Below are 11,135 nucleotides of genomic sequence, written 5' to 3'. Positions count from 1 at the left end.
GGGTCATCGGCCCGAGCCGCCCAGACCATCGCGTTGTTCTTGTAGTAAGTGCCTACGCTGCCGTCGTTGTAGTGCACGACCAGGGGCGTCGGGACACGTGCATTCGGGTCCGCCCCGTTCTCCAGCATCGCCTGCAAGCCCGCGGGGTTCTCGGTGACGATGGGCCAGGCCACCAGCGGTGTGCCGCCGGTGCTGAACACGGTGTCCGGGTTGACCTTCTCCTCGCGCATCAGCCGACGCACTTCCTTGGCATCGCCGTGCTCGGCGGCCACGGCCAAGGCCTGTGCCCTGGCATCGCCGGGGAACCACTGTTCCAGGTCGTATTTCGATTGGGAAGCCGCGGGTGGCAGCGGGAAGCAGGCGCTGAGCAGCAAGGTCAGGATCAGACCCGACAAGACCCGAATGGAGCGCGGCGCGCGGCGATCGGGCGCGTTGCCTGTTCGGCCATGCCATCCACAAGCGGAGCGGCCGACGGGAGTGAATCCGCGCGTGCGTGCCTTCATGATGTCCATGCGTGACGGATGAAGGCCGCGAGCATGGCGGGCGCCATCAGGCGCCAGGAATCGGATTGTTCCTAAACCACTAACCGGCGAAGGAGATGGAATGCCGGCGATGGGACCGATCGCGGAAACCGGGGCGGTGCGTGCGTGGGGCCCCGGTTCCCGGCCACGGGAAACATGCCGCCCGAAACGGAAGGCGCCTCAGCCGCTGCAACCGCCGCAGCACACCGAGGGAATGCGTTCGATCTGGGTCAGTCGTACCGGATGTCCGGCCTGTTCCATGATGAAGACGAGTTCGATGTCCATCACCACGGTGGAGATGCGCAGCTTGCCGGCCTTGGCGTCCAGGTCGACCAGGCCGGCGGGATCGAATTCCTGCAGCACCCGTTCGATGGTGATCGGGTCGACCGAAGGCGTGGGAAGGGGGATGTGGTATTCCATGGCGGCACCGGGGGCAGTGGAGAAACGACGGTGAAGGCGGGGCGGTGAAAGCAGGAGCGCCGGAAAACCGGCCCCGGCGCTCCTGTCCCCGGTGGATTACTTCGTCACCACCAACTTGCCCTTCATCAAGGTGGAGTGGCCGGGGAAGCTGCAGAAGAAGTTGTAGTCGCCGCCGGCGGTCAGCTTCTTGCCCGGCAGGGTGATCCTGGTTTTCTGGCCGCCGCCGATCAGGGTGGTGGCGGCGAGCACGCGGGCATCGCCCTTGGGCACGTAGTGGTTGCCCACGCCGGCCTTGATGGCGTCGCGGGCGATGCCGTCCATGTCCTTGGCGGCGGAGATGACCACGTTATGGCCCATCGCGGCGGCCGGCATCTTGCCGGTGTGGGTCAGCTCGATGGTGATCGTCGGGCAACTGGCCGAGACCGTGGCCGTCTTCAGATCGAACTTCATCGCATCGTCGCCCTTCAGGCTGACGGTGCAGTTGTTGGCGGCCTGGGCCATGCCGGTGGCGGCCAGCAGGCCGAGGGCGAGCAGGGAAGCGGAAGCGATTTTCATGGGGAACTCCTTGGTGTGGTTGCGGGGATTCAGTGAACGGGGGAAGCGGAGGCGGACAGGGCGGTGCGGACGGCGGCGACGAAGGCCGGATCCGGCATCGCGCTGGCGACCTCGGAACGGGCGAGCACGCGGCCGTCCGCATCGACCAGCACCAGCACGCTGGTGTGGTTGATGCTGCCGTCATCGCGCGGGCGGTAACGCACGTCGAGCACGCTGGCGATCGCGCGGGCATCGTTGGCGCCGGGTTGCAGGAACCGCCATTGCGTGGGGACGCGGTGGCGCTGGGCGGTTTCGCGCAGGGCCTGGGGCGTGTCGCGGGCGGGATCCAGGCTGATCATCACCATCTCCAGGCGCGCGCGCTCGGCGGGTGTCAGCTGCTTCTGGACCGCCTTGCCGTTCTCGATGATGAGCGGGCACATCAGGTGGCAGTTGGTGTAGAACATCGACATGACGCGCGGCTTGCCACGCAGGTCCCGCCATTGGCCGGCGTTGCCGTCCTGGTCGGTGACCTTCGCGTCCAGTTGGTACAGGGAATCGCCGGGCAGTGCCTGCGCGGCGGCGGGAATGCCGGGCTGGAACAACGCCAGCCCGAGCAGCAGGAATGACAGGGGCATCTTCATGGCTGGCTCCTTGCGCAGCGGAATCCGAGATTGCCGAGGGTGTTGGCGGGTTGCAGCGCCGACAGCAGGGCGAAGCGTTTCATCACCCCGTAGTGCTGGCGGTCGTTGAAGGCCAGTGCGGTCGCGCCGCAGTACTTGAGCTTGTCGCCGTCGTCGGCGCCGCGCTTGTCGCTGTCGCCCATCAGGGTGGCGAAGTCGTCCACCCACTCCCACGCCACGCCGTGCAGGCCGTGGATGCCGTAGGCGTTGGGCGGCGCGTCGCCGGCATCGAGCGCGCGGGCGGTGGCGTCGTTGAGCAGGAGCGCCTGCCAGCCCTGATCGCGGCGTGCATCGCGGCGATGGGCATCGGCCGCCGCCGCGTATTCCCATTCCAGGAAGGTCGGCAGGCGCGCATCCTGGGCGCGGCAGTAGGCGTCCGCGGCATACCAGCTGATCTGGACCACCGGCGCGCCCGCATCGGCCGCCGCGCCCGGGCCGGTGGCTTCGGCCCAGTGGCCGAGGTAACCGGGACCGGCGAACAACGCCGGCACCCGGTCCCTTCGCCATTGCGGCTGCTGCGCGACGAAGCGGGCGAAGTCGGCGTTGCTGACCGCGCGTTCCATCAGGGCGAAGGCGGCGACGGCACGCGCGTCGCCGCTTTCCTCGTAGCGGATGGCCGAGCGGAAACTTCCGCCCGGCACGTCCACGTAGCCGGGACCACCCGCCATCGCCGGTGCGACGAGGCAGGCAAGCAACAAGGCGGGCAGTCTCCGGTACATGGACATCCTCACTGAGGCTTCGCTCACTTGCCCGCGGGTTCGCCCTGCGGGTATTCCTTGCTGGACTGCTGGCCGGTGTAGATGTCGTGCTTGGCTTCACCATCGACCTTCAGGATGCCCAGCGAGCCCTTGTGGAAGGTGCGGAAGATGCTGTGGTCGACCAGCACGAAGTTGCCCGGTACGTCGGCCTTGAACTCGACGATGGTCGCGCCGCCCGCCGGTACCAGCGTGGTCTGCACGTTCTCCTGGTACTTGCTGCCGCCTTCGGTGTAGACCTTGTCGAAGATCTCGCCGATGACGTGGAAGCTGGACACCAGGTTGGGGCCACCGTTGCCAACGAACATGCGGATGGTTTCACCCGCCTTGGCCTGCAACGCGTTGTCACCCGTCAGCGAACCCTCGGCGCCGTTGAACACCACGTAGGTCGGGTGCTCGTCGATGGCCTTTTCCAGACTGAAGGGCTGCAGGCCCGGCTCGCCGTACTTGCCTTCGGTGTAGAAATCGCCCTGCATCACGTAGAACTCCTTGTCCACCTTCGGCAGGCCTTCCGGCGGCTCGACCAGGATCAGGCCGTACATGCCGTTGGCGATGTGCATGCCGACCGGCGGCATCGCGCAGTGGTAGACGTACAGGCCCGGATTGAGCGCCTTGAAGGTGAACTGCGTTTCATGGCCCGGCAGGGTGAACGTCGCCTCGGCGCCACCGCCCGTGCCGGTCACGGCATGCAGGTCGATGTTGTGCGGCATGTGCGAGCTGTGGTGGTTCTTCAGATGGAACTCCACCGTGTCGCCCTGGCGCACGCGGATGAAGCTGCCCGGGACCGAACCGCCGAAGGTCCAGAAGTTGTAGGTCACGCCGTCGGAGATCTTCATCTCCTTCTCGACCACTTCCAGATCCACGATGACCTTGGCCGGCGCGCTGCGCGTGATCGGCGGCGGCACCATCGGCGGCGCGGTCAGGACGGCCTTGATGGGCTCGCCCTGGAGCGCGCCGTTGTCGGCCGCGAAGGCGTTGCCGGCGAGGGTCGCGCCCATCGCGCAGGCGAGGGCGTAGTAAAGCAGGGGATTGCTCTTGCGCTTCATGGCGCGTTCCTTGTCATGGCCTTTGGCCGATGGGGGAACGTTAGTTGTCCGACCTTCGTGGTCGCCTTGATTTGCATCAATCGCAGCCCCCGATTCGGGGAAAAACACCGGCAAGTTCACCCGGCTTGACATGGATCAAGATCGCCTCTGCCTGCGACAACCTGACGCATCCCAACATTGGAGCGGCTCCAGACAATGGCGTCGACCAATACGGAGAGTCGTGTCATGCGTAGAGATTGTCTTGCCGTCGCCCTGTCCCTCGCGCTCGCACCGGCATCGCTGGTGTTCGCCGCCGAGGCGCCACCCAACGATGCCGGCCAGCATGTGCATGACGCGGGACCCGCTTCACCGACCGAACTCGATGGCGTGGTGGTGGTCGGCGTGGCGCCCGCGATGGCGACCACCTTCGTCACCGATCCGAAACTGCCGCGCCAACCGGTGCCGGCCAGCGACGGCGCGGACTACCTGAAGACGATTCCCGGTTTCGCGACATTGCGCAGCGGCGGCACCAACGGCGATCCGGTGTTGCGCGGCATGTTCGGATCGCGTCTGAACCTGATGACCAACGACGGCGCGTTGAGCGGCGCATGCCCTTCGCGCATGGACAACGCCATGTCCTACATCGCGCCGGAAACCTATGACCGCCTGATCGTCATCAAGGGACCGCAGACGGTTCTGTGGGGCGGTGGCGCGTCGGCGGGCACGGTGCGCTTCGAACGCGAGATTCCGTACTTCGACCGTCCCGGCGTGCGCGTAAACGCCAGCGCGTTGGCCGGCAGCCGCAACCGCAACGACCAGGTGGTGGACGCCACCGCCGGCAACCGCACCGGCTACCTGCGGTTGGGTGGCAACCGCTCGGAAGCCGATGACTACCAGGATGGCAACGGCGACGAAGTGCCGTCCGCATGGCGCAAGTGGAACACCGACGTCGCCCTGGGCTGGACACCGGACGAGAACACCGTGCTGGAACTGAGCGCGGGCACCGGCGACGCGCAGGCCCGTTACGCGGGACGCGGCATGGACGGTTCGCGTTTCCGCCGCGACACCCTGGGGCTGCGCTTCGAGAAGAGCGACATCGGCGGTGTGCTGGATGCGGTCAAGGCCAATCTCTACCTCAACGACGTCGACCACGTGATGGACAACTACACGCTGCGGCGCCCGGATCCGGCCAGCAGCATGCCCATGCCGATGGCGAGCAATGTCGGCCATCGCACCTGGGGTGGCCGGGTCGCCGCGACCTGGCAGCGCGACGACTGGGAAATCACCGCCGGCGTGGACCTGCGCGACAGCCGTCATCGCCAGCGCAGCGGCATGGGACGCGGCACGTACCGGCTGCAGCCGTGGACGGTGGACGCGCGTTTCCGCACGTTCGGCGCCTTCGCGGAATCGCACTGGCACCTGACCGACAAGCATCACGTGATGAGCGGCCTGCGGGTGGACCGCGCACGGGTGGACGACTTGCGCCGCACCACCGGCGGAATGATGCCGATGCCCAACCCGACCGCCGGGCGGGAACGCAGCGAAACCCTGCCGAGCGCGTTCGTGCGCTACGAATACGACATGTCCGGACACGTGGGGCTGTACGCCGGCCTCGGCCATACCCAGCGCATGCCCGACTACTGGGAGCTGTTCTCGCCCAAGCGCGGTCCGGCCGGCGCGGCCAACGCGTTCGCCGGCATCCAGCCCGAACGCACCACCCAACTGGATCTGGGCCTGCAATATCGCGGCGAGCGGGTTGATGCCTGGGTGTCGGTGTACGCCGGACGCATGCAGGACTACATCCTGTTCGACTACCTGCCCGGGATGATGGGCATGGGAGCCACCACCCGCGCGCGCAACATCGACGCCGACATCCGCGGCGGCGAGGCCGGCGTGGAATGGCGTCCCGGCGCGGGCTGGAAACTCGGCGGCTCGCTGGCCTATGCCTGGGGCAAGGACCGCGCCAGCGGCAAGCCATTGCCGCAGATGACGCCGCTGGAAGCGCGGCTGTCGGCCAGCCGCGAACACGAGCGCTGGTCCTGGGGCGCGTTGCTGCGCCTGGTCGACTCCCAGCACCGGGTCAGCACCGGGCAGGGCAACGTGGTCGGGCGCGATCTCGGTCCCAGTGCCGGCTTCGCGGTGTTCTCGGTCAACGGTGGCTATCGCTTCAGCGATCGCCTGCAACTGACCGCCGGCATCGACAACCTGTTCGACCGCGCCTACAGCGAACACCTCAACCTGGGCGGCAACAGCGCCTTCGGCTATCCGGCCGATCCGGTGCGCATCAACGAACCCGGCCGCACCGCCTGGCTGAAGCTCAACCTCACCTACTGAGCGTGGCCACGACCACGTCCACGAAAAACAAGGGGAACCCATGAAATCCTCCATCCGCTGCCTGCTCGGCATCCCATGCATCGCGCTCGCGCTTCCGGCCGTCGCCGCGTCACCGGACGACACCGGCGGCAAGGTGATCCTGGATGCGCGCTACCGTTTCGAGCAGGTCGATCAGGACAATCCGCTGGACACCGCCAAGGCGCATACCCTGCGTACACGCATCGGCTACCGCACGCCGCGTTGGCGCGGGCTGTCGGGCCTGGTCGAGATCGATGACGTGCGCCATCTCGGCGCGGAACACTTCAACGACACCCGCAACGGACGCGCCGGCTACAGCACGGTCGGCGATCCGGAGGGCACCGAGGTCAACCAGGCGCTGCTGCGGTACACCGCCGGCTGGGGCAACGTGCAGGTGGGCCGGCAGCGCATCAACCTGGCCAACCAGCGTTTCGTCGGCGGCGTGGGCTGGCGCCAGAACGAGCAGACCTACGACGGCGCGATGATCGAACTGACACCGGCGCCGGCGTGGAAACTGACCTACGCCTACCTCGACAACATCAACAGCGTGTTCGGCCCGGACGACACCCGCCCGATCAGCCGCACCGCGCCCGCCGACATCGAGGGACACAGCCACCTGCTGCAGGCGCAGTACGCGTTCTCGCCGAACCTGATCGCGATCGGTTACCACTACCGTCTCGGCCTGGACAACATCGCCGTGGCCGCGGGCGCGCCGCTGGGCACGCTGTCCAGCCGCACCAGCGGCCTGCGCCTGCAGGGCAAGGCCGGTGCGTTTTCGTACGTGCTGGAACACGCGCGACAGGCGGCGCTCGATGGCAACCCCTGGCGGCTCGACGGCCGCTACTGGCTGGTCGAGGGCGGTTACCGCTGGCAGGACATCCAGTGGAAGGCGGGCTACGAAGTGCTGGGCGCCGGTCGCGGCGGCACTGGCAACCGGGCGTTCCAGACCCCGCTGGCCACCAAGCATGCGTTCCAGGGCTGGGCCGATCAGTTCCTGACCACGCCCGCGGACGGCCTGCGCGATGCCTATGCCGGTTTCACCGTGCCACTCGGCGGCGGCGAATGGCAGGCGTGGTACCACGACTTCCGCAGCGATCGTGGCGGCTACCGCTTCGGACGCGAACTGGATCTGTCCTGGCGGCGCGCGATTCCGGGCGTGAAGGGACTGGACGGCATGCTCAAGCTCGCCAGCTACCGCAGCGCGGACGGCGTCCGCACGGTGGATACCGACAAGTTCTGGGTGCAGGTGCAGTACAGCTACTGAGCCACGCCGGCTTGACGTGGATCAATGTGGCCCGTGGCGGGGGATGAGGACAATGCCGCCTCTTCCCCCGCCATCGGAAGCGGCATGCCTTTCCACGATCTGCGCGAATTCCTGGATCATCTGAGCGGACAGGGGGATCTGCTGGGCATCGACGCCCGGGTCGAGCCCGAGCTGGAAAGCACCGCGCTGAGCCTGCGCGCCCTGCGCGAGTCCGGGCCGGCGTTGCTGATGAACAACGCCGGTTCCGCGCATCCGCTGCTGGGCAACCTGTTCGGCCATCGCCGCCGCATCGAGCTGGCGCTGGATGGCCGGCCGCTGGCGTCGCTGCGCGAGCTGGGCGAACTGCTCGCCTGCATCAAGGAGCCGCGCTGGCCCGGCAACCTGCGAAGCGCGCTGGCCGACTGGCCGGGGCTGGCACAACTGGCCTACGTGGCGCCGCGCGTGGTCCAGGACGCGGCGTTCAACGAGCAGGTGCTGGAGGGCGAAGACGTCGATCTGGGGCGGCTGCCGATCCAGCGCTGCTGGCCGGAGGACATCGACCGCCTGATCACCTTCGGCCTGGTGATCACCCGCGGCACCCGCCAGGAACGCCAGAACGTGGCGATCTACCGGCAGCAGGTCATCGGCCGCAACCGCGTGATCATGCGCTGGCTGCCGCATCGCGGCGGCGCGCTCGACTATGCCGGCTGGCAGGCCGCGCATCCGGACAAGCCTTTTCCGGTGCTGGTGGCGATCGGCGCGGATCCGGCCACTCTGCTGGCGGCGGTCGCGCCGGTGCCGGACACGCTGTCCGAATACGAATTCGCCGGTCTGCTGCGGGCCTCGCGCACGCGGGTCTGGCGCAGCGCGCTGACCGGGCTGGACGCGCCGGCGGGCGCCGAAATCCTGCTGGAGGGCTTCATCCATCCCGGCGACACCGCGCTGGAAGGGCCGTTCGGCGATCACACCGGCTACTACAACGCGCAGGCGCATTTCCCGGTGTTCACCATCGAGCGCATGCGCCTGCGCAGCGGCGCCATCTATCACGGCAGCTACATGGGGCGGGCGCCGTTCGACGAACCTTCGGTGCTGTCGATGGCGTTGAACGACATCTTCGTGCCCATCCTGCGCAAGGTATTTCCCGAGATCGTGGATTTCTACCTGCCGCCGGAAGCGTGTTCCTACCGGGTGGCGGTCGTCAGCATCCGCAAGCAGTACGCCGGGCATGCGCGGAGGGTGATGATGGGCGTCTGGTCCTACCTGCGCCAGTTCACCTACACCAAGTTCGTCATCGTCACCGACGAGGACATCGACGTGCGCGACTGGTCGCAGGTCATCTGGGCGGTCTCCACCCGGGTGGATCCGGCGCGCGACAGCCTGCTGGTGGAGAACACACCGATCGACTACCTCGATTTCGCGACCCCGGTGTCCGGGGTCGGTTCCAAGCTGGGCCTGGACGCCACCCGCAAATGGGCCGGTGAAAGCGCGCGCGAATGGGGCCGGCCGATCACCCTGGATCCGCAGGTCGAACGGCGCGTGGACACGCTGTGGCGGCAGATATGCCGGACCGTGGAATCCGAAGCCGGGCAGGACGCCGAACCCGACACCCTCGATGCCTGGGCGCCTCGCCGCCGGCATTCCTCCGCCTGGAGAAATTCCTGATGCAACTGGTATGTCCGGCCGGTAACCTGCCGGCCCTGAAGGCGGCCATCGATGCCGGCGCCGACGCGGTCTACGCGGGTTTCCGCGATCAGACCAACGCCCGCGCGTTCCCGGGCCTGAATTTCGACGACGCCGAGATGCGCGAAGGCATCGCCTATGCGCATGCGCGTGGACGCAAGGTGTACCTGGCGCTGAACACCTATCCCGACAGCGCGCGCCTGCCGCAGTGGCATCGGGCGGTGGACCAGGCGGCCGCGTTCGGCGCCGACGCGATCATCGCCGCCGAGATGGCGGTGCTGCACTATGCGTCCGTGCGCCATCCGGATCTGGCGCGGCATCTCTCGGTGCAGGGTTCCGCGACGACGGCGGCGGCCTTGCGTTATGCGCATGACCGCTTCGGCATTTCGCGCGCGGTGCTGCCTCGGGTGCTTTCGGTGCAGCAGGTCGAGCGCCTGTGCCAGGCCTCGCCGGTGCCGCTGGAAGTGTTCGCGTTCGGCAGCCTGTGCATCATGGTCGAGGGCCGCTGCCAGTTGTCCAGCTATGTCACCGGCGCTTCGCCCAACCGTCATGGCGTGTGTTCGCCGGCCAGCTTCGTGCGCTGGGAGGAACATGCCGACCAGGCCCGCAGCGTGCGCCTCAACGGCATGCTCATCGATCGCTTCCGCGCGACCGAACCGGCCGGCTACCCCACCGTGTGCAAGGGGCGCTACGACGTCGGCGGCGAGATCTTCCACGCGCTGGAGGAACCCACCAGCCTCAACACCCTGGAGCTGCTGCCGCGATTGGCCGCGGCCGGGGTGGCGGCGCTGAAGATCGAGGGGCGCCAGCGCGGCGTCGCCTACGTACGCACGGTGACCCGGGTCTGGCGCGAAGCCATCGACGCGCAACTGCGCGGCCCGGCGGGCTGGCGCGTGCGCGAGGACTGGCAGTCGGATCTCTCCGCGCACGCCGAAGGCCAGCAGACCACCCTCGGCCCCTATCACCGCGCCTGGCATTGAACGATGAAACTCAGTCTTGGACCTCTGCAATACTTCTGGCCGCGCGAGCGGGTGCTGTCCTTCTACCGCGAGGCCGCGCAATGGCCACTGGACATCCTCTACCTGGGTGAAACGGTCTGCAGCAAACGGCGCGAACTGCGCACGCGCGACTGGCTGGCGCTGGCGGAGGAACTGGCCGGCAGCGGCAAGCAGATCGTGCTGTCGTCGCTGGCCTTGATCGAAGCCGAATCCGAACTGTCGACGGTGGTCCGGCTGGCGGAGAACGGCCGCTTCCTGGTGGAGGCCAACGATCTGTCCGCCGTGCAGGTCTGCCGCGAGCGTGGCCTGCCATTCGTCGCCGGCCCCACCCTGAACGTCTACAACCCGGTCGCGCTGGGCCTGCTGATCGAGGATGGCCTGGTGCGCTGGGTTCCCGGGGTGGAGCAGGGGCGTGAACTGTTGCAGGAACTGCGCGCGGGAATGGCCGGGCAGGGGACGCCGATGCCGGAGCTGGAAGTGCTGGCCTGGGGACGGTTGCCGCTGGCGTATTCGGCGCGCTGCTTCACCGCGCGCGCCTACGATGTGCCCAAGGACGACTGCGGCTTCCGCTGCATCGAGCATCCGGACGGCCTGCCGCTGGCGACCCGCGAGGGCGAGCCGTTCATGGTGATCAACGGCGTGCAGGTGCAGGGCATGGAGATCGTCGACATGGCGCCGGAGCGCGACCAGTTGATCGCCTGCGGCGTGGATATCCTGCGGCTGTCGCCGGCGCAGGACGACATGGCCACGGTGGTGGACCATTTCCGCCGGATGCTGGATGCGCCGCTGCCGCCTCCGCGACTGGGCGCGCGCAACGGCTACTGGGAAGGCAAGCCGGGCCGCGCTTCGCTCGCGGCGCCGACGATCGCCTGATCGCCGGTGCGTGGCGATGGCCGGCGTGGCTGGCCAGCCACGCCGCGCGCCCGG

At 68.0% G+C, this 11,135-nt stretch carries 10 protein-coding genes and 1 pseudogene; 5 read left to right on the top strand and 6 right to left on the bottom strand.

Annotated elements, in window-relative coordinates; genetic code table 11:
* The 6 genes and pseudogenes from AC3DEZ_RS17200 to nirK all read right to left on the bottom strand — a co-directional run.
* Positions 1–395 (bottom strand): annotated as a pseudogene (locus AC3DEZ_RS17200) (ankyrin repeat domain-containing protein); the annotation flags it as partial.
* A gap of 306 nt (positions 396–701) precedes the next feature.
* Positions 702–941, bottom strand: coding sequence for a hypothetical protein (locus AC3DEZ_RS17195; protein ID WP_488389323.1), 240 nt, complete (start codon positions 939–941; stop codon positions 702–704).
* 96 nt (positions 942–1,037) lie between these two features.
* Positions 1,038–1,496 (bottom strand): azurin, encoded by a 459-nt coding sequence (azu, locus tag AC3DEZ_RS17190; protein ID WP_488389322.1) that lies wholly within the window; start codon positions 1,494–1,496, stop codon positions 1,038–1,040.
* Positions 1,497–1,525: 29 nt separating this feature from the next.
* The gene (locus AC3DEZ_RS17185) at positions 1,526–2,116 is read right to left on the bottom strand and encodes an SCO family protein (RefSeq protein ID WP_488389321.1); all 591 of its coding nucleotides are present in this window, start codon (positions 2,114–2,116) and stop codon (positions 1,526–1,528) included.
* Complete coding sequence (locus AC3DEZ_RS17180; protein ID WP_488389320.1) at positions 2,113–2,874, bottom strand: formylglycine-generating enzyme family protein; 762 nt, start codon at positions 2,872–2,874, stop codon at positions 2,113–2,115. The genes AC3DEZ_RS17185 and AC3DEZ_RS17180 overlap by 4 nt, the downstream gene beginning before the upstream one ends.
* Before the next feature lie 23 nt (positions 2,875–2,897).
* A complete protein-coding gene (gene nirK / locus AC3DEZ_RS17175; protein ID WP_488389319.1) occupies positions 2,898–3,956 on the bottom strand; it encodes a copper-containing nitrite reductase in 1,059 nt (352 codons plus the stop codon).
* 225 nt (positions 3,957–4,181) lie between these two features.
* On the opposite strand from nirK, the gene AC3DEZ_RS17170 reads away from it, so the two are divergent.
* The 5 genes from AC3DEZ_RS17170 (at position 4,182) to AC3DEZ_RS17150 (ending at position 11,081) form a co-directional block, all read left to right on the top strand.
* A complete protein-coding gene (locus AC3DEZ_RS17170) occupies positions 4,182–6,269 on the top strand; it encodes a TonB-dependent copper receptor (RefSeq protein WP_488389318.1) in 2,088 nt (695 codons plus the stop codon).
* A 40-nt stretch (positions 6,270–6,309) separates the two neighbouring features.
* Positions 6,310–7,551, top strand: coding sequence for an alginate export family protein (locus tag AC3DEZ_RS17165; protein WP_488389317.1), 1,242 nt, complete (start codon positions 6,310–6,312; stop codon positions 7,549–7,551).
* Positions 7,552–7,635: 84 nt separating this feature from the next.
* Positions 7,636–9,192, top strand: a complete 1,557-nt coding sequence (locus tag AC3DEZ_RS17160; protein WP_488389316.1) for a UbiD family decarboxylase — start codon at positions 7,636–7,638, stop codon at positions 9,190–9,192.
* Complete coding sequence (ubiU, locus tag AC3DEZ_RS17155; protein WP_488389315.1) at positions 9,192–10,190, top strand: ubiquinone anaerobic biosynthesis protein UbiU; 999 nt, start codon at positions 9,192–9,194, stop codon at positions 10,188–10,190. Before AC3DEZ_RS17160 ends, ubiU begins: the two co-directional genes overlap by 1 nt.
* 3 nt (positions 10,191–10,193) lie before the next feature.
* Positions 10,194–11,081: a U32 family peptidase gene (locus tag AC3DEZ_RS17150; protein ID WP_488389314.1), complete on the top strand. Its 888-nt coding sequence runs from the start codon at positions 10,194–10,196 to the stop codon at positions 11,079–11,081.
* Positions 11,082–11,135: the final 54 nt, after the last annotated feature.

Source organism: Pseudoxanthomonas sp. 134C1, from assembly GCF_057773065.1.
Note: the sequence above shows the minus strand (reverse complement) of the source record. Positions and strands in the feature narration are given on the sequence as shown.

Excerpts from the sequence above, each read along its gene's own strand:
- AC3DEZ_RS17150 (WP_488389314.1), top strand. The coding sequence starts at position 10,194 with ATGAAACTCAGTCTTGGACCTCTGCAATACTTCTGGCCGCGCGAGCGG.
- nirK (WP_488389319.1), bottom strand. The coding sequence starts at position 3,956 with ATGAAGCGCAAGAGCAATCCCCTGCTTTACTACGCCCTCGCCTGCGCG.
- AC3DEZ_RS17160 (WP_488389316.1), top strand. The coding sequence starts at position 7,636 with ATGCCTTTCCACGATCTGCGCGAATTCCTGGATCATCTGAGCGGACAG.
- ubiU (WP_488389315.1), top strand. The coding sequence starts at position 9,192 with ATGCAACTGGTATGTCCGGCCGGTAACCTGCCGGCCCTGAAGGCGGCC.
- AC3DEZ_RS17185 (WP_488389321.1), bottom strand. The coding sequence starts at position 2,116 with ATGAAGATGCCCCTGTCATTCCTGCTGCTCGGGCTGGCGTTGTTCCAG.
- AC3DEZ_RS17165 (WP_488389317.1), top strand. The coding sequence starts at position 6,310 with ATGAAATCCTCCATCCGCTGCCTGCTCGGCATCCCATGCATCGCGCTC.
- AC3DEZ_RS17180 (WP_488389320.1), bottom strand. The coding sequence starts at position 2,874 with ATGTACCGGAGACTGCCCGCCTTGTTGCTTGCCTGCCTCGTCGCACCG.
- AC3DEZ_RS17170 (WP_488389318.1), top strand. The coding sequence starts at position 4,182 with ATGCGTAGAGATTGTCTTGCCGTCGCCCTGTCCCTCGCGCTCGCACCG.
- AC3DEZ_RS17195 (WP_488389323.1), bottom strand. The coding sequence starts at position 941 with ATGGAATACCACATCCCCCTTCCCACGCCTTCGGTCGACCCGATCACC.
- azu (WP_488389322.1), bottom strand. The coding sequence starts at position 1,496 with ATGAAAATCGCTTCCGCTTCCCTGCTCGCCCTCGGCCTGCTGGCCGCC.